General features: G+C 64.0%; 28 protein-coding genes, 1 tRNA gene and 2 pseudogenes. 19 read left to right on the plus strand and 12 right to left on the minus strand.

Going from position 1 to position 25,677, the window contains the following annotated elements; genetic code table 11:
- The first annotated feature begins 14 nt into the window (after nt 1–14).
- From selA to selB, 5 genes are all read left to right on the plus strand, one after another.
- Nucleotides 15–1,418, plus strand: a complete 1,404-nt coding sequence (selA, locus tag AAFL97_RS21260) for an L-seryl-tRNA(Sec) selenium transferase (protein ID WP_341646631.1) — start codon at nt 15–17, stop codon at nt 1,416–1,418.
- A 237-nt stretch (nt 1,419–1,655) separates the two neighbouring features.
- Complete coding sequence (locus AAFL97_RS21265) at nt 1,656–3,035, plus strand: FAD/NAD(P)-binding oxidoreductase (RefSeq protein WP_341646632.1); 1,380 nt, start codon at nt 1,656–1,658, stop codon at nt 3,033–3,035.
- Between the two features lie 165 nt (nt 3,036–3,200).
- Nucleotides 3,201–3,362: a hypothetical protein gene (locus AAFL97_RS21270; RefSeq protein WP_341646633.1), complete on the plus strand. Its 162-nt coding sequence runs from the start codon at nt 3,201–3,203 to the stop codon at nt 3,360–3,362.
- A gap of 79 nt (nt 3,363–3,441) precedes the next feature.
- Nucleotides 3,442–3,882, plus strand: a complete 441-nt coding sequence (locus AAFL97_RS21275; RefSeq protein WP_341646634.1) for a type II toxin-antitoxin system VapC family toxin — start codon at nt 3,442–3,444, stop codon at nt 3,880–3,882.
- Nucleotides 3,883–3,952: 70 nt separating this feature from the next.
- The gene (selB, locus tag AAFL97_RS21280; RefSeq protein ID WP_341646635.1) at nt 3,953–5,911 is read left to right on the plus strand and encodes a selenocysteine-specific translation elongation factor; all 1,959 of its coding nucleotides are present in this window, start codon (nt 3,953–3,955) and stop codon (nt 5,909–5,911) included.
- A gap of 77 nt (nt 5,912–5,988) precedes the next feature.
- Here the strand turns inward: selB and AAFL97_RS21285 are convergent, their stop codons facing one another.
- From AAFL97_RS21285 to AAFL97_RS21300, 4 genes are all read right to left on the minus strand, one after another.
- Complete coding sequence (locus tag AAFL97_RS21285) at nt 5,989–8,067, minus strand: TonB-dependent copper receptor (RefSeq protein ID WP_341646636.1); 2,079 nt, start codon at nt 8,065–8,067, stop codon at nt 5,989–5,991.
- Nucleotides 8,068–8,197: 130 nt separating this feature from the next.
- A complete protein-coding gene (locus AAFL97_RS21290) occupies nt 8,198–8,614 on the minus strand; it encodes a DUF2946 family protein (RefSeq protein WP_341646637.1) in 417 nt (138 codons plus the stop codon).
- 50 nt (nt 8,615–8,664) lie between these two features.
- Nucleotides 8,665–9,144: a copper chaperone PCu(A)C gene (locus AAFL97_RS21295; protein WP_341646638.1), complete on the minus strand. Its 480-nt coding sequence runs from the start codon at nt 9,142–9,144 to the stop codon at nt 8,665–8,667.
- Nucleotides 9,145–9,321: 177 nt separating this feature from the next.
- Nucleotides 9,322–9,714 carry a DUF2946 domain-containing protein gene (locus AAFL97_RS21300; RefSeq protein WP_341646639.1) on the minus strand — a complete coding sequence of 131 codons (393 nt, stop codon included), beginning with the start codon at nt 9,712–9,714 and terminating at the stop codon, nt 9,322–9,324.
- Nucleotides 9,715–9,859: 145 nt separating this feature from the next.
- On the opposite strand from AAFL97_RS21300, the gene AAFL97_RS21305 reads away from it, so the two are divergent.
- The 8 genes and pseudogenes from AAFL97_RS21305 to AAFL97_RS21340 all read left to right on the plus strand — a co-directional run.
- A tRNA-Sec gene (locus AAFL97_RS21305) sits at nt 9,860–9,956 on the plus strand.
- Between the two features lie 19 nt (nt 9,957–9,975).
- Complete coding sequence (locus AAFL97_RS21310) at nt 9,976–10,458, plus strand: glycine cleavage system protein H (protein ID WP_341646640.1); 483 nt, start codon at nt 9,976–9,978, stop codon at nt 10,456–10,458.
- Nucleotides 10,455–10,838 (plus strand): DsrE family protein, encoded by a 384-nt coding sequence (locus tag AAFL97_RS21315; protein ID WP_341646641.1) that lies wholly within the window; start codon nt 10,455–10,457, stop codon nt 10,836–10,838. The genes AAFL97_RS21310 and AAFL97_RS21315 overlap by 4 nt, the downstream gene beginning before the upstream one ends.
- Nucleotides 10,839–11,122: 284 nt before the next feature.
- Nucleotides 11,123–12,853 carry a fumarate reductase/succinate dehydrogenase flavoprotein subunit gene (locus AAFL97_RS21320; protein WP_341646642.1) on the plus strand — a complete coding sequence of 577 codons (1,731 nt, stop codon included), beginning with the start codon at nt 11,123–11,125 and terminating at the stop codon, nt 12,851–12,853.
- Nucleotides 12,854–12,881: 28 nt separating this feature from the next.
- The gene (locus AAFL97_RS21325) at nt 12,882–13,115 is read left to right on the plus strand and encodes a 4Fe-4S dicluster domain-containing protein (RefSeq protein ID WP_068637229.1); all 234 of its coding nucleotides are present in this window, start codon (nt 12,882–12,884) and stop codon (nt 13,113–13,115) included.
- A gap of 10 nt (nt 13,116–13,125) precedes the next feature.
- Entirely contained in the window at nt 13,126–14,073 is a 948-nt protein-coding gene (locus AAFL97_RS21330; protein WP_341646643.1) for a HEAT repeat domain-containing protein, read from the plus strand.
- Between the two features lie 13 nt (nt 14,074–14,086).
- Nucleotides 14,087–14,383 carry a DUF971 domain-containing protein gene (locus tag AAFL97_RS21335; protein WP_341646644.1) on the plus strand — a complete coding sequence of 99 codons (297 nt, stop codon included), beginning with the start codon at nt 14,087–14,089 and terminating at the stop codon, nt 14,381–14,383.
- A gap of 96 nt (nt 14,384–14,479) precedes the next feature.
- Nucleotides 14,480–14,647, plus strand: a pseudogene (locus tag AAFL97_RS21340) (ferredoxin--NADP reductase); the annotation flags it as partial.
- Between the two features lie 122 nt (nt 14,648–14,769).
- Here AAFL97_RS21340 and AAFL97_RS24805 read toward each other — a convergent pair.
- Nucleotides 14,770–15,011: pseudogene (locus AAFL97_RS24805) on the minus strand (transposase); the annotation flags it as partial.
- Between the two features lie 42 nt (nt 15,012–15,053).
- Here AAFL97_RS24805 and AAFL97_RS21345 point away from each other — a divergent pair.
- The gene (locus AAFL97_RS21345; RefSeq protein ID WP_341646645.1) at nt 15,054–15,374 is read left to right on the plus strand and encodes a hypothetical protein; all 321 of its coding nucleotides are present in this window, start codon (nt 15,054–15,056) and stop codon (nt 15,372–15,374) included.
- A 664-nt stretch (nt 15,375–16,038) separates the two neighbouring features.
- Here the strand turns inward: AAFL97_RS21345 and AAFL97_RS21350 are convergent.
- Nucleotides 16,039–17,130 (minus strand): IS5 family transposase, encoded by a 1,092-nt coding sequence (locus AAFL97_RS21350; protein WP_341643699.1) that lies wholly within the window; start codon nt 17,128–17,130, stop codon nt 16,039–16,041.
- A 1,339-nt stretch (nt 17,131–18,469) separates the two neighbouring features.
- On the minus strand, nt 18,470–19,504 hold the full coding sequence (locus AAFL97_RS21355) for an IS630 family transposase (RefSeq protein ID WP_048705947.1): 1,035 nt from the start codon (nt 19,502–19,504) through the stop codon (nt 18,470–18,472).
- Nucleotides 19,505–19,639: 135 nt separating this feature from the next.
- Between AAFL97_RS21355 and AAFL97_RS21360 the strand changes: the two genes are divergently transcribed.
- The 4 genes from AAFL97_RS21360 (at nt 19,640) to AAFL97_RS21375 (ending at nt 21,392) form a co-directional block, all read left to right on the plus strand.
- Complete coding sequence (locus tag AAFL97_RS21360) at nt 19,640–20,113, plus strand: NUDIX hydrolase (RefSeq protein ID WP_341646646.1); 474 nt, start codon at nt 19,640–19,642, stop codon at nt 20,111–20,113.
- 68 nt (nt 20,114–20,181) lie between these two features.
- Complete coding sequence (locus tag AAFL97_RS21365; RefSeq protein ID WP_341646647.1) at nt 20,182–20,460, plus strand: type II toxin-antitoxin system RelE/ParE family toxin; 279 nt, start codon at nt 20,182–20,184, stop codon at nt 20,458–20,460.
- Entirely contained in the window at nt 20,460–20,753 is a 294-nt protein-coding gene (locus AAFL97_RS21370) for a HigA family addiction module antitoxin (RefSeq protein ID WP_341646648.1), read from the plus strand. Before AAFL97_RS21365 ends, AAFL97_RS21370 begins: the two co-directional genes overlap by 1 nt.
- Before the next feature lie 195 nt (nt 20,754–20,948).
- Entirely contained in the window at nt 20,949–21,392 is a 444-nt protein-coding gene (locus tag AAFL97_RS21375; RefSeq protein WP_341646649.1) for an NUDIX domain-containing protein, read from the plus strand.
- Between the two features lie 472 nt (nt 21,393–21,864).
- Here the strand turns inward: AAFL97_RS21375 and AAFL97_RS21380 are convergent, their stop codons facing one another.
- The 3 genes from AAFL97_RS21380 to AAFL97_RS21390 form a co-directional block, all read right to left on the minus strand.
- Nucleotides 21,865–22,287: a type II toxin-antitoxin system VapC family toxin gene (locus AAFL97_RS21380; RefSeq protein WP_341646650.1), complete on the minus strand. Its 423-nt coding sequence runs from the start codon at nt 22,285–22,287 to the stop codon at nt 21,865–21,867.
- A 3-nt stretch (nt 22,288–22,290) separates the two neighbouring features.
- Nucleotides 22,291–22,545: a type II toxin-antitoxin system Phd/YefM family antitoxin gene (locus AAFL97_RS21385; protein WP_341646651.1), complete on the minus strand. Its 255-nt coding sequence runs from the start codon at nt 22,543–22,545 to the stop codon at nt 22,291–22,293.
- A 132-nt stretch (nt 22,546–22,677) separates the two neighbouring features.
- Complete coding sequence (locus AAFL97_RS21390) at nt 22,678–23,343, minus strand: alpha/beta hydrolase (RefSeq protein ID WP_341646652.1); 666 nt, start codon at nt 23,341–23,343, stop codon at nt 22,678–22,680.
- An 87-nt stretch (nt 23,344–23,430) separates the two neighbouring features.
- On the opposite strand from AAFL97_RS21390, the gene AAFL97_RS21395 reads away from it, so the two are divergent.
- Entirely contained in the window at nt 23,431–24,357 is a 927-nt protein-coding gene (locus tag AAFL97_RS21395) for a bestrophin family protein (protein WP_341646653.1), read from the plus strand.
- Nucleotides 24,358–24,377: 20 nt separating this feature from the next.
- On the opposite strand, the gene AAFL97_RS21400 is transcribed toward AAFL97_RS21395, so the two are convergent.
- Nucleotides 24,378–24,926, minus strand: a complete 549-nt coding sequence (locus tag AAFL97_RS21400) for a hypothetical protein (RefSeq protein ID WP_341646654.1) — start codon at nt 24,924–24,926, stop codon at nt 24,378–24,380.
- 25 nt (nt 24,927–24,951) lie between these two features.
- Nucleotides 24,952–25,611 carry a ParA family partition ATPase gene (gene parA / locus AAFL97_RS21405; RefSeq protein WP_341646655.1) on the minus strand — a complete coding sequence of 220 codons (660 nt, stop codon included), beginning with the start codon at nt 25,609–25,611 and terminating at the stop codon, nt 24,952–24,954.
- Nucleotides 25,612–25,677: the final 66 nt, after the last annotated feature.

Below are 25,677 nucleotides of genomic sequence, written 5' to 3' on the forward strand. Positions count from 1 at the left end.
TTCGGGCCCAGGCCATGACGACATCCCCACTTGCCTCCCTTCCCGCGGTCGACCGCCTGCTCGCCGAGCCCTCGATCGCCGCTGAAATTTCCACCCACGGCCGCCAGCTCGTCACCGGCGCCATCCGCAGCGAACTTGCCGCGGTGCGCGAGACGGCCAGGAACGGCAGCCCACCAGCCGCGCTGCCGGCCCTGATCGACGCGATCCGCCAGCGCATCGCCCGCGACAGCCAGTCCCGGCTGCGCCAGGTCTTCAACCTCACCGGCACCGTGCTGCACACCAACCTCGGCCGCGCGACCCTGCCCGAGGAAGCGATCGCGGCGATGGTCGAGGCCGCCCGCCACCCCTGCGCGCTGGAATACGACATCGATTCCGGCGGCCGCGGCGACCGCGACGACCTCGTCTCCGAGCTGCTCGCCGAGCTGACCGGCGGCGAAGCAGCCACCGTGGTCAACAACAATGCCGCGGCGGTGTTCCTGCTGCTCAACACCCTGGCCCAGCGCAAGGAAGTCGTCGTCTCGCGCGGCGAACTGGTCGAGATCGGCGGCGCCTTCCGCATACCCGACATCATGAAGCGGGCCGGCGCGCGGCTGGTCGAGATCGGCTGCACCAACCGCAGCCACGCGCGCGATTACGAAGAAGCCATCGGCCCGCGCACCGGCCTGCTGATGAAGGTGCATACCAGCAATTACGCGGTCGAAGGTTTCACCAAGTCGGTGTCGCAGGCCGAGATCGCCGCCATCGCCCACGCCCACGGCCTGCCTTTCGTCGAGGATCTGGGCTCCGGTACGCTGACCGGCCTCGAAGCCTGGGGCCTGCCGCACGAGCCGACGCCGCGCGAAACGATCGCCGCCGGCGCCGACCTCGTCACCTTCTCCGGCGACAAGCTGCTCGGCGGCCCGCAGGCCGGCATCCTGGTCGGCCGCAGGGAACTGATCGCCAGGATCAAGAAGAACCCGCTGAAGCGCGCGCTGCGCGTCGGCAAGATCACCCTCGCCGGGCTGGAGGTGGTGCTGCGCCTGTACCGCGACCCCGACCGCCTGCCGGAACGGCTCGAAACCCTGAGACTGCTGACCCGCGCCCAGGCCGACATCCTCGCCCAGGCCGAACGCCTGCACCCGGCGCTGGCCACCGCGCTGGCGGGGTGGCCGCTGACGGTGAGCGTGGAGCCGATGCGCTCGCAGATCGGCTCCGGCAGCCTGCCGATCGACCGCCTGCCCTCCGCCGGGCTGGTGTGCCGCCCGCAGCGCAAGGGCGGTCTGCTGAACCGGCTGGAAAAAGCCCTGCGCGGGCTGCCGGTACCGGTCATCGGCCACATCGCCGACAACGCGCTGTGGCTGGACCTGCGCTGCCTGCGGCAGACCGACGAAACCCGCTTCGCCGCCCAGCTTCACGAACTCGCGGCCAGGCCGCGCTGAGACCACGCAGCAAGCGCACTGAAGCAGCCGGCACGCGGACCGGCATCGCTTCGAAGAATCCGCCCGGACGGCAGCCATGCCGCCCGGGCGGCCGGACACATCAGGCCGATCTGAATATCTGCCGTCCGGCAAGGCGACCCCGGTCGCCACCCCCACGGCCGAGCCTTGCGCACGGCCGATCGAACCCCGGCGGCATCCCGCACCGGGGCGGCTGAAAACACCATCGGGAGGAACACCATGACTGATCGACACAATGCTTCACGCCGCCGCTTCCTGGCGGCGAGCGGCGGCATCGCCACCGCAGCGCTGGCAGCGCCCGGCCTGGCCCAGGCGGCCGTGCCGCGCGCGGGCACCGAACGCCCGCTGCCGCCACTGGTCGGGCGCAGCACCGAGGCCCTGCTCCCACGTGGCAAGGCACGCCGGGTCGTCATCTGCGGCGGCGGCTGGGGCGGCATCACCGCCGCCAGATACCTGCGCCAGCAGGTGCCGCACCTGGAAGTGGTGCTGCTGGAGCGCAACCAGAACTTCTTCTCCTGCCCGATGAGCAACAAGTGGCTGGTGGACGTCGTCGACACCCAGTACCTGACCAAGGACTACCTGAAGGTATCCGAGGAACTCGGCTACCGCTTCATCCAGACCGAGATCCTCGAAATCGAGCGCAACACCAAGCGCGTCATCACCGCCGCCGGCGCACTCGACTACGACTACCTGATCCTGTCGCCCGGCATCCGCTACAACTACGAAGCCTGGTTCGGCAACGACCGCCGCGCGGCCGAGGCCACCCGCGCCCGCTTCCCGGCGGCCTACATCCCCAGCGCCGAGCACTTCCGCCTCAAGCAGGCCATCCAGGATTTCAAGGGCGGCGACCTGGTGATGACCCTGCCGCCGCCGCCGCAGCGCTGCCCGCCCAGCCCCTACGAGCGCGCCTGCCTGATCGCCTCGCTGTTCAAGGCCAGGAAGCTCAACGCCCGGATCATCATCCTCGACCACAAGCCGGACGTGATGCCGATCGGCCCCGGCTTCAAGGCCGCCTTCCAGGAGCTGTACAAGGACATCATCACCTACGTGCCGAACGCCCACGTCAAGGAAGTCGACCCGTTCAACAAGCGCATCAAGACCGCCGCCGGCGATTTCGACTTCGACCACGCGATCCTGATGGCGCCGCACCAGGCCGGCGACCTGGCGTGGAAAGCCGGCGTGGTCGGCCAGGCCTTCCAGGGCGGGCCGGACGGCTGGGCCGCGGTCGACCCGCTGTTCCTGCACGCCGAGGACGACAAGGACGTGTACGTGATCGGCGACGCGGTCGGCTACGTGTCGCCGCAGTTCTCCTTCTATCCCAAGGCCGGCCACGTCGCCAACCAGCACGCGCGCATCGTCGCCCACTACATCGCCGAGCGCGAGGCCGACCGCCAGCCGGGCTACCGCCTGCCCGACAACCTGTGCTTCATGATGGTCAGCACCCAGCCGCAGGAAGCGATCTCGGTGAAGTTCGACTACAAGGTCAATGATCTCGGCATCATCGAGCAGACCCAGATCGACTTCAACGAGCGCAAGCCGGAGACGGTGGGCGAGGACTTCGAGTGGGCGCGGGGGATTTACGAGGACATGTTCGGCTGATGTCCGGCCCGAAGCCGGCGCAGGCATGCAGACCATGCGCCTGCACCGGCTTCCTCAGTTGACGGCACGAGCGCCTACCTGCCTTCCGCGAAGCTGCGTGAGTTGCCAGATGGCCGCCACCTCTGCATGATATGGGCACCCATATCATGCAGAGTGGTGACCCACATGAAGACCACCATCGAACTGCCCGATCCGCTCCTTGCACAGGCGCGCCGCTTTGCCGACGCTCACGGCATGACGATGAAGGCACTGATCGAACAAGGCCTGCGCAAAGTCATGGCCGAGCAGCAGACAAGCCCCCCTTCAAGCTGCGCGATGGCAGCGTAGCCGGCAATGGCATCACACCGGAATTCCAGGGCGCCTCCTGGGAGCAAATCCGCGACACCCTCTATGAAGGCCATGGCTCATGATTGCGGTGGATACCAACCTGCTGGTATACGCGCATCGCCAGGACAACCCGTTCCACGCTGCAGCCAGACAGGCCATTGCATCCCTGGCCGAAGGCCGCGCCACCTGGGCCATTCCATGGCCTTGTGTACATGAGTTCTACAGCGTCGCCACGCATCCACGTGTGTATTCACCGCCCAGCACGCCCGATGAGGCGATTACCCAGATCGAGATCTGGCTGGAGTCACCTACGCTGATGCTGTTGTCGGAAAGCGGCGACTACTGGCCGCAACTGCGTGAAATTACCGAACGTGCCAAATTGCAGGGTCCCATGGTGCACGACGCCCGCATCGCCGCGCTGTGCCTGCTGCATGGCGTACACGAGCTGTGGAGCGCCGATCGCGATTTCAGCCGTTTTCCCGCGCTGCGGGTGCGCAATCCACTGATCCGGGCAAACTGACCCATTCCGTGGACGCCAACAAGCAGACAGTTCGCCTCCTCCACGCAACCCGACTTTCAGAAGGTCCCCCATGCTCATCGGCACCGCCGGCCACATCGACCACGGCAAGACCACGCTCGTCCGCGCCCTGACCGGGGTGGATACCGACCGCCTGCCGGAAGAGAAGCAGCGCGGCATCACCATCGAACTGGGCTATGCCTATGCACCGCTGGCGGGCGATGGCGAAGGGCGGACGCTGGCTTTCATCGACGTGCCGGGGCACGAGAAATTCGTCCCGACCATGCTGGCGGGCGCCAGCGGCATCGACTTTGCGCTGCTGGTGGTGGCGGCCGACGATGGCGTGATGCCGCAGACGCGCGAGCATCTCGCCATCGTCCATCTGCTCGGCATCGGCCGCGGCGCGGTGGCGATCACCAAAAGCGACCGCGTGCCGGCGGAGCGCATCGAGGAAGTGCGCGCCGAAGTGGCGGCACTGCTGGCGCCGACCCGGCTGGCCGATGCGCCGGTGTTCGCGGTGTCGGCACAGAGCGGGGAGGGCGTGGCAGCGCTGCGCGCCCATCTCGAAGCGATCGCGACCGCCGAAGATGCGCGCAGCGTGCAGGGCGGCCTGCGCCTGGTGGTGGATCGCCGCTTTGCCATCGCCGGCGCCGGCGCGGTGGTGACCGGCACCGTGCATGCCGGCCAGTTGCGCGTCGGCGATACCGTGCTGCTGGCCCGGCCGGACGGCGAGGCGCGCGAACTGCGGGTGCGCGGGCTGCACGTCAACAACCGCAAGGCCGAGATCGGCGGGCCGGGCAGCCGTTGCGCGGTCAACCTCGCCGGCATCGAATACCGCGACATCGAACGCGGCGACTGGCTACTGTCGCCGCATCCGGTACGTAGCACCGACCGCCTCGACCTGCGCCTGCAGCTGTTGCCGGAGCTGCGGCGCAAGCTGGGGCAGTGGGCCGGCGTGACCCTGCACCATGCCGGCGGCCACGCGATGGCGCGGCTGGTGCTGCTCGACGGCGCGCTGGAGGCGGGCGGCCTGAAGGGCGGGGACGACGGCCTGGTGCAGGCCGTGCTCGACCGGCCGCTGTTCGCCTGCTGCGGCGACCGCATCGTGATCCGCGACGCCGCCGGCCGCGAGACGCTGGGCGGCGGCGTCGTGCTCGACCCCTTCCCGCCCGCGCGCCACCGCCGCCGGCCGGAACGCCTCGCCCTGCTGGCGGCGCTCGAACACCGTGACGACGACGTCCGCCTGCGCGCGCTGATCGACGCCGCCGTACTCGGCGCCGACGCCGAGGAACTGGCCGCCGCCCACAACCTGCACGGTGCCGATGCACCGTCCTGGCAGCAGCGCCTGCCCGAAGTGCAGGTGGTCGCCACCAAGGGCGGCACTCGGCTGTTCTCGCCTGTGGCCTGGGAAGCACTCGCCGAGCGCATCCTCGCCCGCCTGGCAGCGCACCATGAAGCCTTTGCCGACGAACCGGGCGTGGAACGCGAACGCCTGCGCCGGATGTGCGCGCCGCAACTGCCGCCGGCGATCTTCCTCACCCGCCTCGAAAGCCTGCTGGCCGACGATCGCCTGCGCCGCGCCGGTTCGGCCTGGCATCTGCCGACGCACACCGCCGAGCTTTCGCCCGCCGAGCGGGTTCGCGCCGACGAAATCCTGCGACGCCTGGCCGACGGCGCTTTCGATCCGCCCTGGGTGCGCGATCTCGCCGCGAGCTGCAACATGGAAGAGGTCGAAGTCCGCCGCCTGCTGCGCCGCGTGGCGATGCGCGGCGAAGTGTTCCAGATCGTCCGCGACCTGTTCTATCCGCGCGCGACCGTCGCCCGGATGGTCGGCATCGTCCGTGAGCTGGCCGCCGGCGACGACGGCCGCATCCGCGCCGCCGACTTCCGCGACCGCATCGGCGGCGGCCGCAAGCGCGCCATCCAGATCCTCGAATTCTTCGACCGCTTCGGCTTCACCCGCCGCGTCGGCGAAGGCAGCCAGCGCGCCCACATCCTGCGCGGCGAGCCGCCTGTCACCGAGGACGCATAGCCCGGCAGTGGCCGACAGGGCTTGCAGCAATGCCGCACCACCCGCGGCACTGCTGCAAACGAGATACCGCACAGATTTCAATCCAGCGCGACCTGCAGCTTCAGCCAGGCATTGCGGCCCGGCTCGTTGATGCGGGTGTCGGCCGGGAACACGAAGCCCGGCAGCGATGCCCCGGTGCGCGACAGGTGCTCGGCGTAGGTACGGTCGAACACGTTGTCGATGCCGGCGGTCAGCAGCACGCCCTTCTTCGGCCGCCAGCCGGCGTTCAGCGACAACACGCCGAAGCCGGAGGATTTGCCGATGTCCTGGCCGTTCGAGACGATGTTGCCGGAGCCGATATCGACGCGGCTCTGTGCTGCGACCACGCGCAACAGCGCACCGTAGGAGAAGCTGCCGTCGTCGTAGTCCAGCGACAGCCGGCCTTCCAGCGGGGGCTGCTGGGCCAGCGCCTTGCCGTCGGTGTCGTTGGCGCCCTGCGCCCAGGCCAGCGTGGCGGTCGTGCTCCAGTTGCGCGCGAAGCGCCAGCTCGCATCGGCTTCCAGGCCGTAGATGGTGGCATCGACGTTGCGCACGCGGGCAGGCGCCACCCACTTCAGCAGGATGTAGTCCTGCACCTTGCCGTAGTAGGCCGATACCGAACCGTTCCATGCGCCATGCTGCCAGTTCATGCCCACGTCGAGCTGGGTGGTCTTTTCCGGTTCGGTGCTGAGGAAGGCGCTGTTCAGCGTGTCCTCGTCGCGCAACAGTCGCTCCCAGTAATCGGGGAAGCGCTCGGCATGGCCGAGGCCGACGTACCAGTTGCCCAGTTTGGACAGGCCCTCGTAGCGCAGGAAACCGCTGCTCAGGGTGTCGCGGTCGGTCTTGCCGCGGGTCTGGTTCATCGGTGCCATCATGCACATGCCGTTCATGGACATGCCATTGACGCAATGGCGGCTGTCCTTGGCCGCATGGCGATCCACGCGCAGGCCGCCCACCACGCGGTCGCCGTCGGCCATCGTGTAGGCCATCTCGCCGAACACACCGAACTGGCGGAAGCTCATGTCCTCCTCATACGGCTGATCGCGGAAGGCAGCCTTCGCGGCATCGCTGCCGGATGCGTTCATGATGTTGCGGCCACGGTGCGTATCGCGCTTGGTGTCGGCACCCAGGGTGACGCTCCAGGCTTCGCCCGGCGTCAGGGTGATGCCGGCACGTGCGCCCACGGTGATGCGATCCGGGTTCATCGCCGAGAAGCGGTTGGCCAGCGGCTGGTCGCGCAGGCTGTAGTTGTCCATCACGTGATCGACGTAGTTGTAGTAGGCCTGTGCCCAGATTTTCTGCACCAGCGGCGACAGTTCGCGCTTTTCGAACTTCAGCGCGACGTTGTCGCGCGCGAAGCGCGAACCATCCATGCCGCGGTCGGCATAAGCCGCCTTGCCGTCGCTGCGCGCCGCCGACAGCTCCAGCGCGGTGTGCTCGTCCGGCGTCCATGCCAATGCGGCCTGGGTGTTCCAGCGCCGGTAGTGCGAATGGATGCGGGTGCCGTCGCCGTCCTCGTAGTCGTTGGAATCCACGTAGGTGGCACCCGCGCGAACCTGGAACTGCGGCGTGCCGCCCTTCACGTCGATGACCTGATCGTTGCGCCCGAAGCTGCCCACCGTCAGGCTGCCGTTCAGGCTCCAGCCGGTTTCCTTCAAAGGGCGCAGGTCACGCTCGAACAGTACCGCGCCGGTCGAGAAGCCCGCGCCGTAAAGCACCGTCTGCGGCCCTTTCAGCACGGTCACGCGATCGTAGGACTCGGGATACACATAGGCCGTCGGCGGATCCATGCGGCCACCGCAGCCACCGTAGATTTCCTGGCCGTCGAGGAAGATCCCCAGGCGCGAGCCGGCCATGCCGCGGAAGACCGGATCGCCGTCGGTGGCGCCCTTGCGGATCACCGAAAAGCCCGGGATGCTCTTCAGGAAGTCCGCGCCGTCGTGCGCGGGAATGGGCTGGCGCGGCGCTTTCGGGTCGGTGACCACGGTAAGCGGCTCGGTACTGGTGGGCGCGGTGACCACCACGGCACCCAAGGCGTTTTCGGTGTCGGCGGCGAATACCGCCGGAGAGGCAAGCATGCCGGCCTGCATGGCGCACAGCGCCAGAGCCAGACGGCTGGGAGACGGCAGGGATTTCATTGTCGGATTCCTTGAAGCGGGTTCGACCGATCGACACGGACGAGCGCCGCCCTGCGCAGCCGGCATGGCGGTGTGCGGTGTCGTCGGGAAAGGCAGGTGTACCGGCACCCGAAGAGGGCGCCGGGCGCTTTCAGGCGAAAGCGATGAACGGCATCGAGGAATCCGGCGGGCCACGCGGCCAGGTCTTCCGCCAGATTCGCGCAGTAATCGCGGGCAGGTCTGCATGGACGGGTTGTACATGCACCTTCGGCAGCATCGGCGGCAGCCATGCCACGCTGCCGGGTAGCGCCACATGGCCGCCCAGCGGAACGAACAGCGGGCAATAGCGCAGATCGAGCGAATTTCCTGATCGGACATCGCCGTCCGCATCGACCGGCGGACTGGCGACGCGGATCATGCCGGCAACCGAGCACACTTCCATCCAGCGCTCGGCATCGGCCGCACGCACGCCGGCCTGCATCAGCGAGGGCGCGAGCGTGCCCACCAGAATCACCAGCGCGGCGAAACGGGCGAACAGGCGGAGATGGCGCAAGGAACGCGGCATCATGGACAGAAGGAAAAGCGGCGCTCAGGCCGGCGGATTGCGCGAACGCCGCTCTAGTGCTTGTGCTCCATGGCATGGCCATGATCGTGCTGGCCTCCGCGCCCTGCGGCCAGCGGGCGCACCGGTGCCTGCACTTCGATCTGTTCGCGCCTGCCGTCACGATCCTCGACCACCAGCGTGAGCGGCACCATCTCGCCTTCCTTCACCTGGGCATGCAGATCGAGCAGCATCACGTGATAGCCGCCGGGCTTGAGCTCGACCGCCTTGCCGGCAGGCAGGTCGAGCGCGGCGATGGCATTCATCTTCATCACCTCGCCTTCCATCTTCATTTCATGGATCTCCACCACGCCGGCAACCGGGGATCGAGCCTCGACCAGGCGCGCATCCCTGGCGGCGGTCAGCCGCATGAAGGCGCCCGTGGCCTTCTGCTGCGCAACCGTGGCACGCACCCAGGGTTCGGCTACCTCCACCTGGGCCAATGCGGCGGACGACAGCAATGCGGCGAACAGCGATACGACGACTTTCCTTTTCATGCTTCCTCTCCTTGCGGGGGATTGCCCCCTATGCAGCGCCCCCGGGATCGAGGACGCACCAGCCGAGCGGAGCAGCGGGCATGCAGGTGCTCGCTGCGTACGAATACGCGTGCTGCCGACATGGCAGCCGACTCACCGTGTTCCGAGCGAACGACGGTGGCGTGCAGCACGATGCGATCAGGAAAGTGCCGGGGGAGCGCGGGAAAGGAAGATGCCCCAGCGCTGGAGTGCTTTGGGGGCCGTCGGCAGGAAGGCAGCTTGCCGATAGGTGGCGAGCGGCGCCACCAGCAGAGGTGTTGCTGAAGGCGGCAGGGCAAAGCTGCCGGCATGTGAACAGCAGTAAGGACAATGCTCGACCTTCAGGATGGTCGAGCCCTCACTGCCGGAGCCGGCCGGATGGTCGCTGTCCTGCACGGCCACCAGCTTCATGCCGGCCACGGTGCACACTTCCATCCATTTCATCTGCCCACCGCCAGCCATCGCCTGGGCAAGCGTGGGCATCAGCGCAGCCAGCACCACCGCGAAGGCGGCGATCCAGGCGGTAAAGCGCGAAGGGCGGGTAGTGGTCATGGCAGCAATGCTGTTCAGAGCGGGCCGATTATAGCCACGTTTCCAGTCTCTCCAGTCCCCTGGGCATGCGGCAATGACAGAGATCAAGAACGAACTTTCGCCTGGTGAAGAATCCAGCCCTGCGGGCTACAATCCCCGCTCCGATGGAAGAGAGGCGTTCCCCGGTGGGGCGACTGGTCTTCAAAACCAGGTGGGGCCGTCAGCCGGTCCCAGGTGGGTTCGACTCCCATTCTCTTCCGCCATCCTTTCCGACGATCCGCCATGGCTGAACTCCGCGGCTGCAGCTTTCCGGAAGACCTCCGCTACGACCCGGCCAACCACCTGTGGTTTGCCGCCGAGGCGGACGATGTCTGGCGCGTCGGCGTGACGCCCTTCGGCGTCGCCATCGCCGGCGAGATCCTGCTGTTCACGCCCAAGCCGTCCGGCCGCACGCTGGCCGCCGGGCGTGCCTTCGGCCTGCTCGAAGCGGGCAAGACCGTGTTCCCGGTGAAGATGCCGGTCGAGGCCATGCTGGTCGAAGGCAACGAGGCGCTGTCGCATTCTGCCGCGCAGATGAACACCGACGCCTACGCCGCCTGGCTGGTGCGCCTGCGCATCGCGCCGGCGGATGCGACCAACCACCTGCTGCGCTGGAAAGAGGCTTGTGCCGGCATCGCCGCGCAGATGGACCTCTGGCGCTTCGACGACCTGCAAGGCTTCCAGGCACCCTTGCTGGGTGAAGGCGCGAAAGGCCTGCGCGAATGAACGAACGCCTCGCCATCCTCGTCTGGGCCGCCGACCCGGACAGCCCCCATCTGTGCGCCACGCCTTTCCATTTCGCCGCCGCCGCTGCCGCAATGGATGCAGAAGTCGAGATGTACTTCACTGCCCGCTCGGTGCGCCTGCTGGTGCCCGGCGTGGCCGAAACGCTGCATCCGGGCGGGCAGGGCAGCGACATGCCGCCTTTGTCCCACTTCCTGCACGAAGCCGTCCGCTACGGCGCCCGGCTGTACGCCTGCCCGACTGCAATGCAGGCCCATGGCGTGGCGCCGGAAGCGCTGCGCACCGAAGTCCGCGGCCAGGCCGGAGCCGCAGCCTTCATCGGCCGGACGCTCGATCCAGAATGGCGGACACTGACGTTTTGATGGCTGAAGATCATCCACCCAATGAATGATTTTCAGCCATTGGGCAGTTGATTTTCCATCGCGGCACATCAGGCTCGAACCACCCTGAAAAGCCTGTTCAAGCGCAGCACTCTCGAAAGCATTTCCGCCATCGAGCTCCTTCGTACCGACAGCACGCGTACCGCCTGCAAGCTTCTCGATGACTTACCGCCTTATCCCCGGCAGTGGAATCGATAGCAATTCATCTTGGTTCGGCTGCGAACCCGTCCGGCGTAAGGTTGCCGTTCCTCTGCACGGGAACAGCAATGAAACGCATCGACATGGAATTCGACCTGGTGGTGATCGGCGGCGGCACCGGCGGGCCGATGGCGGCCGTGAAGGCCAAGGAAAAGAACCCCGGGCTGAAGGTCCTGCTGATCGACAAGGCCCACGTCAAGCGCAGTGGCGCGATCTCGATGGGCATGGACGGCCTCAACAACGCCGTCATCCCCGGCCACGCCACGCCCGAGCAGTACGTCAAGGAAATCACCATCGCCAACGACGGCATCGTCGACCAGGAAGCGGTGATGGCCTATGCGGCCAACAGCTTCGACATGATCCAGGAGCTGGACCGCTGGGGCGTCAAGTTCGAGAAGGACGAGACCGGCGACTACGCGGTGCGCAAGGTGCACCACCTGGGCAGCTACGTGCTGCCGATGCCCGAAGGCCACCACATGAAGAAGATCCTCTACCGCCAGTTGAAGCGCGCGCGGGTGGAGATCACCAACCGTGTCGTCGTCACCCGCCTGCTGACCGGGACCAACGGCGAAGCCGCCGGCGTGATGGGCTTCGACTGTCGCACTGCCGACTTCTACGTGATCCGCTGCAAGGCCGCGGTCATCACCACCGGCGCGGCCGGCCGCATCGGCCTGCCCGCCTCCGGCTACCTGATGGGCACCTACGAGAACCCGACCAACTCCGGCGACGGCCACGCCATGGCCTATCACGCCGGCGCGGCGCTGGCCAACCTGGAGTGCTTCCAGATCAACCCACTGATCAAGGACTACAACGGCCCCGCCTGTGCCTACGTCACCGGCCCCTTCGGCGGCTATACCGCCAACGGCAAGGGCGAGCGCTTCATCGAGTGCGACTACTGGAGCGGCCAGATGATGCTGGAGTTCTACCGCGAGCTGCAGAGCGGCAACGGCCCGGTCTTCCTCAAGCTCGACCACCTCGCCGAAGAGACCATCAGCAAGATCGAGCACATCCTGCACACCAACGAGCGCCCCAGCCGCGGCCGCTTCCACGAGAAGCGCGGCAACGACTACCGCAGGCAGATGATCGAGATGCACATCTCCGAGATCGGCTTCTGCAGCGGCCACAGCGCCTCGGGCATCTGGACCAACGCGCGCGGTGAAACCTCGGTGCCCGGCCTGTACGCCGCCGGCGACTGTGCCAGCGTGCCGCACAACTACATGCTCGGCGCTTTCGTTTATGGCCGCATCTGCGGCCACAACGCCGCCGAATATTGCAGCACGGTCGCCGACAAGGCGATCGACGAGGGCGCGGTGGCAGCCGAACAGGCGCGCGTGTCGGCGCCATTGCAGCGCAGCGAAGGGCTGACGCCATTCCAGATCGAGTACAAGACCCGCCGCCTGGTGAACGACTACCTGCAGCCGCCGAAGATCACCCGCAAGTACGAGATCGGCCTGCGCCGCTTCGACGAGGTGCGCGAGGACGCCCAGGCCATGGTGGCGACCAACCCGCACGAACTGATGCGGGCGATGGAAGCGATGTCGATCATCGATTGCGCGGAGATGGCGGCACGATCGTCGATGTTCCGTACTGAAAGCCGCTGGAGCCTGTACCACTACTGCGTCGATCACCCCGAACGCAACGATGCCGACTGGTTCTGCCACACCCTGCTGAGCAAGGGCGCCGACGGCCGCATGGCGATGGCCAAGAAGGCCGTCGAACCCTACGTCGTGCCGATCGACGACGACGAGCGCGACGCCTACCAGCGCCTGCGCGTCGAACGCAAGGCCGAAGCCGCCTGACGCGCCCCATCGAACAGAGGACTTACCCATGAGCATCGCCACCACCCTGACCCAGGCACCGGTCAAGGTCCACGAAGACAAATGCATCGCCGAAAAAGGCTGCACGGTCTGCGTCGACGTCTGTCCGCTCGACGTGCTGGCCATCGACCTGGTGAAGAAGAAAGCCTTCATGCAGTTCGACGAATGCTGGTACTGCCTGCCCTGCGAGACCGACTGCCCGACCGGCGCCGTCGAGGTCAGCATTCCCTACCTGCTGCGCTGAGGAGAACGCGATGACGATCAGCCTTAGCTCACTCGCCGAACGCCTCGCCAGCACCGATGCCGAAGTCCGCCGCCTGGCGGTGATCGAGCTGCCCTACAGCGACGAGGACGACATCGTGCCGCTGCTGCTGCCGCGCCTGAGCGACGAGGTTGCCGACGTCCGTGCCGAAGCGGTGCGCGCGCTCGAAGGCTTCGAGGAACCTGAAGTGGTGGAAGCGCTGGCCGCCCGCCTGCTCGACGACGACGCAGCAGTGCGCGACGCCGCCGGCGAGGTGCTCGCCGAACTGAAGGACGGCGCCTCGGCCGGGCACCTGCTGCCCTATCTGAGCGGACATGCCGCGGCGGTGCGCACGCTGGCCTTCCGCGCCATACGGGCACTGCGCGCCGCCGGCGCCTTCGAGCCGGCGCTTGCCGCACTGCGCGACCCCGACCCGGGCGTCCGCCGCGAAGCCGTAGGCGTGCTCGGCTACCTGCGCCGTGCCGAAGCCGTGGGCGAACTGGCCGAAGTCGCCGCCCACGACCCGGACGCCGAGGTCCGCCGCATCGCCGTCGGCGCCCTCGGCTACACCTCGGAGATCAGCGTGCTGCCGGCGCTGACCCGGGCGCTCAACGACAGTGCCTGGACGGTGCGCGACGAAGCCGCCCAGACCATCGGCAAGCTCCGCCTCGGCCCGGCGATCCCGGATCTGGTCAAGGCCATGAACGACGACTACTGGCAGGTCCGCGTCAAGGCCGCGCGCAGCCTCGGCGTACTGAAGGCCACCGCCGGCCTGCCGGCACTGGTGGATGCGCTGTCGCACACGATCAGCAACCTGCGCAAGGAAGCCGCCATCGCCCTCGGCGAGATCGCCGACCCGCGCGCAATTCCCGCGCTGGAAAAGGCACTCGAAGACCCCGATCCCGACGTCCGCAAGCTGTCCCGGCTGGCGCTGACCGCGATCGAGCTGGCACGTCAGTGACAGGAGAACGGACATGGCATTCGCCGCACGTCCGGTGCAAATCACCGACCACCGCCGCGCCGGCCAGTTGGTCATCAAATGGGACGACGGCGCATTGAGCGTGCTGCACCACGGCCGGCTGCGCCAGCAATGCCGCTGCGCTGCCTGCACCCAGCGCCGGCGCAGCGGACAGTTACCCGCCCCGCCTGCCGCGCTGGCCGACATCCGGCCGGTCGCCGACAAGGGGCTCAACCTGGTCTTCGCCGACGGCCACGACCGCGGCATCTATCCCTGGGCCTATCTGCGCGAGCTCGGTGACGAGCGGGCCTGAACCATAAAGGAAACCATCATGAGCAATCTCAGCACCGAACGCGTCCTGCAAATCCGCCACTGAAACGGCTCCCTGTTGAGCTTTCTCAACGGCCACTTCCTCAGCATCATCCGCGACCCGAAAACCTACGAGCGCTTTGAACACGTGGTGCTGGTGCATGGCGTGCGCCGGGTCTGCGAGCTAGCCTATGTGGATTTCATCGAACGCGAGCTGCCGCCGCTCGACGCCGCGCACGACCGCGTAATGATCTGCGGCAGCCGCGCGTGTTTGTTGGCAATGGCGACCAGGGTCTGGTGATACCTGACCCGTGCATTCAAGCCCACGATCCACTGTTGCAACCGGGTGAGCGTCTCCGGACTGCTGCGTGCCTTGCGCAAGGTGGCCGCGAACACGCTGCGCGCGCCTTGTACGAGCAGACTTCGCAGGTAACTGTCACCGCGGCGGGTGATGCGCCCCAGCTTCGCTTTGCCGCCGCTGGAATACTGGCTCGGCGTGAGCTCCGCCAGCCAGGCGGCAACTGCCGGCCGTTCTTGAACATCCGCGCGTCACCGACGCTGACGATGATCGCATCGGCAGTCAGATTGCCAACGCCGGGCAATTCACGCACCCGCCGGGCGGCCGCATCCTCGGTCTGCTGTGCAGCAATCTGCCGGTCGCACTCGGTCAGGCGTTGATCGAGCGCATCGAGGTGATCACGCACGTTATGGATCAGATGACGCCGGATCATCGGTTGGGCGGTGTCGAACTCATGTTCGGCCAGTCAGCGGCGCAGCTTTGTGGCGCCCGGTTCGACCACCAGACCGAACTCGGCCAGCACGCCACGAATACGGTTGAGCAGCGTCGTTCTCTCCTCGATCCAGCCCAGGCGCAAGCTGTGCCATGCCAATCGTTGTTGCTGGGCTTCGGTCTTGACCGGAATGGGCGTATGCCCGGCGCGTGCAGCGCGGCCAGGATCGCCGCGGCATCGGCCCGGTCGTTCTTGACGGCCTGACGCTTGCGGTAGGCGCGCACGAAATCGGCCGCCATCAGCTGTGGCCGAGACCCAGGGTCTGCTATCGTGCGCGCCCCCTATCAGTATGACTGCGCTGCAGTCGTACCCGGCGCCAATGGGATCGCCAGCCAAACCAGAAGCCCGTGCGGTTGAACTCGCGCGTCTGGATCATCAGGCCTGCACCGTCGCCTACGAAAGCCACGAACGCACTCTTTGCCAGATAAAAACCAGTTGTCGTAGCATTCGTTGAACTAACCAATAGACTACTTGCACTAAATACCGCTTTCATTCGTTAACAGCCGGGAGAATGCTGTGTCATTACCCTTGACTCTCGAAAGAACCCCCGCCCAACTCTTCAGCAAAGCTTTGGTCAGAATAAAGGTTATCCAGCTTATTCAAGCGGACTTAGAAGCTGCAAACGTCAAAAATCTTGAATCAAAAATTCACTACTTACATCAGGCTTATTTAATTCAGCTTATCTCAAGCTGGCAGGTATTCATCGAAGATCTAGCAGGCTGATGCAAAAGAGCTGAACACCGGACTAACCCAGGGGTTCAAATTGATCTTCACAGGGACTTCGTCGAGAGAATGGGGCTTTCAATGCGACCCACATTGCCGGCATGGACGTTCCGAGACCGATCAGCCCCTGGTTCGTTTGCCCGACTCACGCCGTTCCTCCCGCATTTCCCAATTTCGCGATTCTCAACAAGTTGTAGGCTGCGCCAGAAATGAAGGCCGCCATTTGCGTCTTCGCCTGCCCGATGAATCGCGTCTTGCGCAACCCACCGACCGTCTTGAGCCAGCCGAAGATTTCCTCCACCCGCTTTCGCTTGCGTTGGCTGATCCGATAGCCCTCGGTTCGCGTCGTGCGCCCATCGAGTCCAGGCGTGCAGCGATGGTCGATTCGAGCAATGTGCGGCCGGATACGATGCGCGCGCAGGTGCGCCACGAAATCCTTGATGTGGTAACCCTTGTCGGCCGCCAGACTCTTGGGGTGGATACGCCGTCGGCGGGCGCGGGTGAGCATCGTGCGTGCAGCACGGTGCTCGGCCTGCGTCGATTCCGTGATCAGGATGTCGACACACAGGCCATGACGGTTCTCCATGAGCACATGCCCGCCGTAGCTGAGCCTGGCAGGCTGGCCGTTACCCTTTCGCATGAGCCGTGCGTCAGGATCAGTGCTGCTCTGGTGTGTGGCGTTCGAACGCTTCTCACCTTTGAAATTGACCATCCCCGTGCCATCACCACCGTCTTTCGGCGGCTCGCCGTCCTTGCGCTTGAAACTCTTGAACGAGGCCCAGGCTTCGATGAGCGTGCCGTCGACAGTGAAGTGATCCGAGGACAGCAAATGTTGCCGGCGCGCCAGGCTCACCACCTCGTCAAAGAAGCGGCGGGCGATATCAGTCGCCACCAGGCGTTCGCGCAGGCGGCTGAAATTCGACTGGTCCAGGCCTGCGCTCTCCAGGTCCATGTCGAGGAACCAGCGAAAGAGGATGTTGTAGTTCAGTTGTTCGCAGAACTGCCGGTCAGACCGGATCGAGTACAGCGCGATCAGCAATTGCCCCTTGAGCAGGCGCTCAGGCGGAATCGACGGGCGGCCGGTACTCGAGTACAGCGCATCCAGGTCCGCCGAAATGGCACTCAGCGCCCGATCGGCCAATTGCTTCACCCTTCGCAGGGGATGATCGGCCGGTACGCGCGATTCCGGCGAGAAATAATGGAACATCGAGGACTGGGGATCGAGTGGGCCGCGCATCGCTGTCAGGACAAGGGATTGAGGAACGGATTTATGACTATCAACTCGCAGGATCGTTCACTAGGTTATGCATCAACCTGCTAGCCAAATTCTGCTTCAAGAAGATCGAGCTATCTGAACCGAATAGTGTATTCCTACACATCGTAGAAACACGACTTGATGAATCGCTGAGACGATTCAATACGCCAAACATAAAGAACATTAATAATTTATTTAAGGAAAATATCGGTATAAAAGATGCAGCGTCATGCTGGGCACCTACATTCAGAGAAATACTCGGCAGAGTTCTAAACACGCGTCATCAGATCGCGCATACGGGGAAAACAACTAGCAAGCTCTCATACGCCGAAAATTTCCGTGACATGGAAGCTTTGATACACGCAGCCGAATTACTAGAAGCGTCAGTCGTCAAACAGCTAACGGCTAAGATTAAATCATGATCGCGAGGCAAGCCATGATCTAACAGGCTAGTGCAGCATTCCATGTTTTTCTTTACAACCCCGCGGCCCGTCATGAGCAGCCAAACACCACAGTTACCCGATCCTCAGCCGCGACCGGCTATGATTTTTACTATTACGACAGGGTAGAGATCGAAGATTCCGTCAAATCGAACATCATGATGAAGAAGGTTAGCAAGGCATAGGGACTGGGTGACGAAGAGCCTGCCCCCTAACATCAGACCCCAATAACAAGGCATTTTTGTAATTCAGGCACTAATAACCAGGAGAGCTTATGGAAGCTCTTATACAGCATTTCATCGAAAACATGGATAGAGGTCTATGGACCGGATTTCTTGCTCTTTCCGTGTATTTTTTGCTAAAGAAATAGCCTTTTAAACTAATCACCTACTATGCCGACCGAAGAGATAGGCACTATGATCTTGCCAGGGCACTTCTAGATAACGGCGAAATTAGCCATGATGCCAAGAGTTTTTTGAGGGACAGTCTTGAGAAAGGAGCATTCCTCCGGTACTACAGAATTAACGCAGACTCTCAGATGCGTACCGGATTGCTTGAGCTCCAAAAGAATCATGAAAATATTACTTGGACTCAGATCCGTCGAGCCTACCCACATATTGTATTGATAAACGGCCATTGCGCCATCAAACTGCATTGGCACGATCATGTACTAAGATGGATCGTCACATCTCTATGTGTTCTTGCGTCCATCTATTCATTACTCGTAATTCTCGCCGCTATCCTAGGATTGATTCAAACAAACTTGATTCAATTATTAGGATTAACCGGATGCTCTTTGCTTCTACTAGTAGCGGTGATGTACTTTGCATCGCTCAACTGGCCGTACCACGCCGCACGTACTAACTTTTCAATAAGTAGAGTCATTCCAGGATATAGCGGCACTCTGGCTGCCTGAAAAATGACTTCACGAGTTCAGGGAGCTTCTGGATGCTGCGCAATGCACCGAGTGCGAGTCGCTTCATCTCCTCGGCACTCTCGACCAACTGGCGCGAAACCTTGCGCTTCACATGAGCCCAGACCGTTTCATCGGGGTTCAGATGCGGCGAGTACGGCGGCAGGTAGAAGAGTTTGAGCTTGCCGTCCAAGCCCTCGACGTAGCTCTTGACCATCTTTGCCTTGTGGATCGGATGACCATCGACGATCAGAAACACCGGCTTCTCGGCATTGACCATCAAGCGCTTGAGGAACTCGACGAACACCTTCGCGCCAACCGAGCCTTCATGCAACATGAATCGAAACTCGCCCTGCGTGCTAACCGCCGAGATCATGTTCAGCGAGAAGCGCCGGCCCGTCGCCTGCACCACCGGCGTCTGGCCCTGCGGCGCCCAGGTCGTGCCGGTGTGGTAATCCGAGCGGATACCCGACTCGTCGCCAAAGTAGATCGTTGCGCCGACCCGCTTGGCTTCGGCGCGGATCGTGGGGTAGGTCTCCGTCTCCCACGTGCGCACCAGCACCGGGTCTTGCTGCCACGCCTGGTAGAGCGGCTTCTGGGCGCTGAAGCCCAGGATCTTCATGAGACGGTGGACCGAGGAGACCGACAACTCCTTCTTGAACTGGCGCTTGATCAGGTGACGGATCAGCGACAGCGTCCACAAGCCGAACTCGAACTTGAACTGCTGCGGGTTATGGTCACGAACGGCATTGGCGATCCACGACAACTCCTCGGCGCTGAGTTTGCTGGGGCGCCCCGGAATCGGCTTGGCCAGCAATGCGTTCTGCCCGCCATTGGCAAAGTCGGCGAGCCACCGGAAAACGCTGCGCTCATTCACGCCATACGCCGCCGCGACGCTTTGCACTGTCTGCCCCTCACGCACTGCTTTGACAGCCTGCTGCCGCATCACCTGCAAGGTGTGATGATCGAGGGCACGGCCGTCGGAAGGTCGTTTGCATTTCATGGGGCATATTATCGCTCACATGACACTACTTACGGGAACGTTAGTATAATAGACAAGGCAGTCCGTAGCGGTAACCGTTAAACGCTTAAAGCCGACGCTGCTTCGCGGCTCGGCTTAACAACAGCGATAGCCCCCATGATCAGCTTCCCCATCGGCACCCATAGATTTCACCTGCGCGCAGCAGCAGTTCTGGTTCGGGACAGCGCCGTACTGCTGCACCGTGCCGAAGGTTACACGTTTTGGGCTTTACCCGGCGGGCGCGTCGAGCCAGGCGAGGCTGCCGCAGATGCAGTAACACGCGAGATGAAGGAAGAACTCGCTGTCGAGGTCACGCCTACGCAACTGACATGGGTTGTGGAGAACTTCTTTCAACACGAAGGCGAAGCCCATCACGAGGTGGGTTTGTATTTCCTCGCAGAGCCGTCAAAAGACAGTTTGCTGGTTAATGAACCGGGGCCATATGTGGGCCTGGAAAAGCATTGTCGTTTGGAGTTTGCCTGGTTTTCTCCAAACGAGCTTGCCTCGATTGACGTTCGCCCCTCTTTCCTGAAGCAGCTATTGCAAGGCCAGGACTTCTCGTTGCGGCATGTCGTGCACCGGAACGAGTGAACTCCAACGAGTTGAACATTGCGTCATTCCGGTTGTTGCGTGATGCGCAACACGATACACTGCCAGCCATGATCAAGACGTTCCGACACAAGGGACTGCGCCGCTTCTTCGAGACTGGCAGCACCTCGGGCGTTCAGGCCAGCCACACCAAACGGCTTCGGATGCAGTTGGCTGCCCTGGATACGGCCCAGACGATCGAGGATATGGACATCCCGGGCTTCCGCCTTCACTCGCTCAAAGGCGAGTTACGAGGGCGTTGGTCCATTACAGTAAATGGCAACTGGCGCGTAACGTTTGAGTTCAAAGACGGGAACGCCTATGTCCTGGATTACGAGGACTATCACTAATGGCTATGCACAATCCTCCTCACCCGGGTGAGTTCATCACCGACGTCTATCTTGAGCCCAACGGCATCAGTGGTCGTGAGCTTGCGGAAAAGCTTGATGTGGCAGCCTCCACGCTGAGTCGCGTCCTCAAGGGAAGCAGCCGGGTCACGCCTGAGATGGCACTCCGCTTGTCCAAGGCTATCGGGCGCAGCCCGGAAAGCTGGCTTGCCATGCAGGACGCTCATGATCTTTGGCTTGCGCGCCAGAATGTGGACTTGCAGCGGGTTAGCAAACTCAAGCTGGCTGCGGCCTGACGAGTTTCTGACAAGCTACCGCCTGCCTACTCACGACAAGCACCGAGGCCTGCCCGCCACCCTTGATGTTGTCGCCAAGACAGAGAAGGAGTGGGATCAACTGGCGGCGCAACGCGATGCCGAACTGGAGTCTGGTGCTGTCGTCGGCATCCCGCTTGAAGAAGCAATGGCCCTGCTTCGGACACGCTTCCCCGGATGGGCACCATCCTTCACAAAGACATGAACCAGAGAGCAGCCGCCATCATTGTCGACAACCAGCAAGTATTGCTGGTCCACAGGATCAAGAGGGGTCGAGAGTACTGGGTACTGCCCGGCGGCTCAGTTGAGCCTGGCGAATCCGGCGAAGTCGCCTGCCATCGGGAAGTAAAGGAGGAGACGGGGCTATGCATTCGCATTCTCAAGCAAGTGCAAACGCTGGACAACGCCGGCCGGCGAGAAAATTATTTCCTGGCTCATCCGACAGGAGGAGAACTCCAGCTGGGCGAACCTGAGAAATCACGTTGCTCTCCGACAAACGAATATCTGTTGGAATGGGTTGATCGCGGGATGCTCGATCAAATCAACCTCCAGCCAGCAGAACTAAGGGCAACAGTTGCAGAACAACTGGCTCCAGGCGACGCGGACAGGTCGCGCGCCTGAGCCGTCACGTTAGAACGCATGCTTAGCTTCGACATCGGCGCTCACAGACTCCAACTTTGGGCGGCGGCATTGGCAAGTCCATGATCGATGGCTTCACACAAGGCAACAATGCCTCGCCGGATAATCTGGCTCGGCACTTCCATGGCAAAGATTCCGCCTGACTTGGGCATCAGGCCCCATCAACACCTATCGAGACCTTGCCTCATGTCGCGTTCAAGGTCGGCGATTTGCAGGAGGCCATCGCTGGCGAGGAAGTGATTTTTGGCCCGTACGAGCCCATCGATGACTACTTCGTCGCAATCATCAATGATGCGGGCGTTCCGGTGGAGCTGATCCAGACGTCCCTGTCCGACGAGGAGATATGGGGCGTGCCAAACGTGGAGAGGGGTCGCTGTATCGGTCTGACGGTTCATTCAAGCCGGCGCCGCCTCATGGCGCGGCTTGATACAGCACGGCCCACAGTCGTGGCAGTTCAACCTTCCCTGGGGGCGCTGCTCTCGAACGGATCGAGCGTCTTCACCCCCAGCATCTTGAAATCCGCAACGTTGCGCGTAACGACAACGAGCTTATGCATCCGCGCAGTTGCGGCAATCATTGCGTCCTCGAGCAGTGTGTCCAACTTCCGGTAAGTCAGCCGCCCCCACTCGCGGAACGCAGCCGCATCCATCGGCAGTACCTGGTATGAGGCTGCGACCTGTTCCAGCCACTGTTCGATCTCGGCTGCCTTGACGGGATCGCTCTCTCGCGTCTTCTTGATGCCGGCCTGAATCTCACCGACCGTCACCGCCGACAGGAACAAAGTGGCATCGTCCGCAGCACTCACCCACGCCAGCACAGCACCGTGCGGCTTGTTCTTCCGCAGTTCGGAAACGATGTTCGTATCCAGCAGGTACATCGCCTACAGCTCCGATACGTTGCGCCGCCGGCTCGATCCGCGCTCGCGAACCGGAATTTCGCCCCGGGCATCGTCGGTGAGGAGTAGTTGCTTCAGCGAGGGCCGCGCCGCCGCCTGCAGCCGCCGCCACTCGTCCACGCGCACGAGAACGGCAGCCTCCGTCCCGCGCTTGGTCACGATCTGCGGGCCTTCGGACAGGCACCGCTCCAGGAACTCACTGAACCGCGCCTTGGCGTCTTGGACAGGCCACACTTGCATAAGGCACCTCATCAGACTAGATGTCTGACCAGTCTAGCAAGGTGCTTCAACGAATCAAGATCAACTCTTGAGAGAATGCATGAAACCGGGGAGACCTCGTAAGCGCCGGAAAAAGAACCACCGAAATCCATCTCACAATCTCGCCCGCAGCCAGGCCCCGATGTCGTCGATCTCCTGCGTGCAGACCGCATGCGGCATCACATAGGTACGCCATTCCGGCTTCAGGCCCAGGCTTTGCAGCAGCTCGAGCGCCTGCCTGCCCATGGCCGGCGACACCACGTCGTCCTCGCTACCGTGGGCGACGAACAGCGGAATGTCACGGTTGGCCGCAGACAGGCCATCGGTGATCAGGTGAGCGGCGGGCATGTAGGTCGATAGCGCGATCACGCCTGCGAGCGGCTCAGGATGGGTCAGCGCGCTCAGGTAGGCGACCGCACCACCCTGCGAGAAGCCGGCGAGGAAGATGCGGCTGCAAGGGATGCCACGCGCCACCTCGCGCGCGATCAAGGCGCGGACGACGTCACGCGAGGCGAGCAGGCCTGCTTCGTCGATCTCGCGGCTGCCGGGCGCCAGCGAGACGATGTCGTACCAGGCGCGCATGACGTAGCCGCCGTTGCAGGTGACCGGCTGGTGGGGCGCATGCGGAAAGACGAAGCGCACGGCGGGCGAGGGCGGCAGCGCGAGTTCGGGGACGATGGGTTCGAAGTCGTGGCCGTCGGCGCCGAGGCCGTGCAGCCAGATCACCGCCACGCTGGGGTTCGCTGCGGTTTCGACTTCGACAAGACTGATTTCGGACATTCGCGGCTCCCGTAAGGCGTTCGCAAGGCAAAATGCCTGTCCGGCCAAGCATGCCAGAATTCCGCTTCCCTCCGACAGGCCTTCATCGTGATCGTCCGACCCCGCCCGCACTGGCTTCACCTGCTGTTCGTCCGCCGCGGCTCGCTGTTGCCGCGCATCTTCTGGCAGTTGCTGTTCGTTTTCCTGCTGTCCTGCGCGGTACTGCTGGTGCATGGCCAGCTGTTCGACTGGAAGGTGACGCTGACGGCCGCACCCTTCTCGCTGATGGGCGTGGCACTGGCGATCTTTCTCGGCTTTCGCATCAATGCCAGCTACGACCGCTACTGGGAAGCGCGCAAGCTGTGGGGCGGAACGCTGATCACGGCCCGCAACCTGGCCCGCCAGGCGCTGACGCTGATTACACACGGCAACGATGCGCGGCCTGACGCGGCCCGGCCTTTCGTGCTCGGCCTGATCGGCTTCGCCACGGCGATGCGCAACCAGTTGCGCCGCCAGCCCGTCGACGCCAACCTGGACGGTCTGTTGCCCGACGCCCTTGTCGCTCGTCTGCGCGGTGCGCGCTCGGCCCCCACGCTGATCCTCGTGTGGCTGGCCGAACGGCTGCGGGAGCGGCGTGAAAACGGCAGCCTGACGCCCATCCTGGCGCAGCACATGGAAGCCGGGCTGGACGAGCTGTCCAATGCGCTGGGCAGTTGCGAGCGCATCGCCAATACGCCGCTGCCCTTCACCTACACGGTGATCCTGCATCGCAGCTCCTACTGCTACTGCATGCTGCTGCCTTTCGGCCTAGTCGATTCGATCGGTCTGATGATGCCGCTGGTGGTGGTCTTCGTCGCCTATACCTTCTTCGCCCTCGAAGCGCTCAGCGACGAAATCGAGGAGCCCTTCGGCACCATGCCCAACGACCTCGCGCTCGATGCCATCGTTGCCGGCATCGATGCCAGCCTGCGCGAACTGCTGGGCGAGACGCCGCCACCGGCGCCGCAGCCCGACAAGAACTTCGTACTGCGCTGAAACGGAGCGCCGCGGAAAACTCAGGCCTTCTTGCCGCGCTTGCCCTTCTTCACCTTGGGCAGGGCGGCGACGACCCGGATCACCTCCTTCAGGTCCCGCGCCGCCAGCAAGGCCAGTCCGGCGCGCAGCACTTCGGACTTGCTCGCTTCGCATCCCGCCTTGGCCAGCGCGGCACGCAGCGCCTTGATGCGCTTGTGTTCGACCGCGGGCATCGAGAAGGAGTCGCGCACGACCTTTTCCGGCTTGGCCGGCTTTTCCTTGCCGGCGCTGGCCTTCCCGTCCGCGCTGGCCGCCGTCCGGGCCGGTCGCTTCCTGTCGGGCCTGGCGCGTGGCGGCACCGCCTCGGCCGCGTTCTTCGCCTCCGGCGCAGGTGCGGATCTCGGCTCCACTTTCGGTTTCTGCCCCGGCGCCGCAGCAGGCCTGGCGCCCTTGCGCGCAGCCGCCGGCTTCCCTGCCGCTGTGCTGTCGGACCTCGCCTTCGCACCGACGGCCGGCGGCACCGCCACCGCCGGCAGGCGTTCGGACAGCGCGCTGTCTTCCTGTTTCAAGGTTTCACGCAGCTTCGACAAGGTGCTTCTGGAGGTAGGACATCGCTCATCCTTCGATCAGTTTGAGAACGGCCGCAACCACTTGCTCGACTTCTTCCTGGGCCGCGGCGGCGGCACGCCCGAGTCCGAACACCGAGGTGCCGCGCACGGCACTGAGCGCATACGCACTGCGCTGCGACAGGGCGGCATCGAGCACCGGCAGCTCGAAATCCTGCAGCACGTCGAGCACGTCCCCCGCCAGCGAAGTGCGCATGACGCGGTTGGGCAGCAGCGCGCCACGCAGCGCAGGGCGCTTGCGCTGGCGATCGAGGATCAGGCGCTCGATGCCGCGTGTCGCCCACAGGTCGGTCGGGCTGGGCACCACCGGCACCAGGGCGAGATCGCACAGCTCCAGGGCATTCATCGTGTGGGGATGTTCGATGGACGGCGGGCAGTCCATCACCACAACGTCGACGCCGTTGGCGACCGGCTTCAGGGTCTTGGCCATGTCCTTCGCCTTGCCCTGCAGGCGCACCAGCTGCGCCGGAAAAGGCGTTTCGGGCGGCGCCGATTCGGCCCAGCGCGACGCGCTTTCCTGCGGATCGAGATCGGCCAGCGCGACGCGATGGCCGGCCAGCACCAGGCCCGCAGCCAACTGCATCGCCACCGTGGTCTTGCCCGACCCGCCTTTCTGTGAAATCAGGGCAATCAGCGTGGGTGCGCTCATGTGAGATCCGGAAAGAAAAGGTGATACGGCAGGATGCTATCGCAAGCACCGCCAGGGGTGTGTTAC

It is taken from the genome of Thauera sp. SDU_THAU2 (assembly GCF_038260575.1).
Lineage (GTDB): Bacteria > Pseudomonadota > Gammaproteobacteria > Burkholderiales > Rhodocyclaceae > Thauera.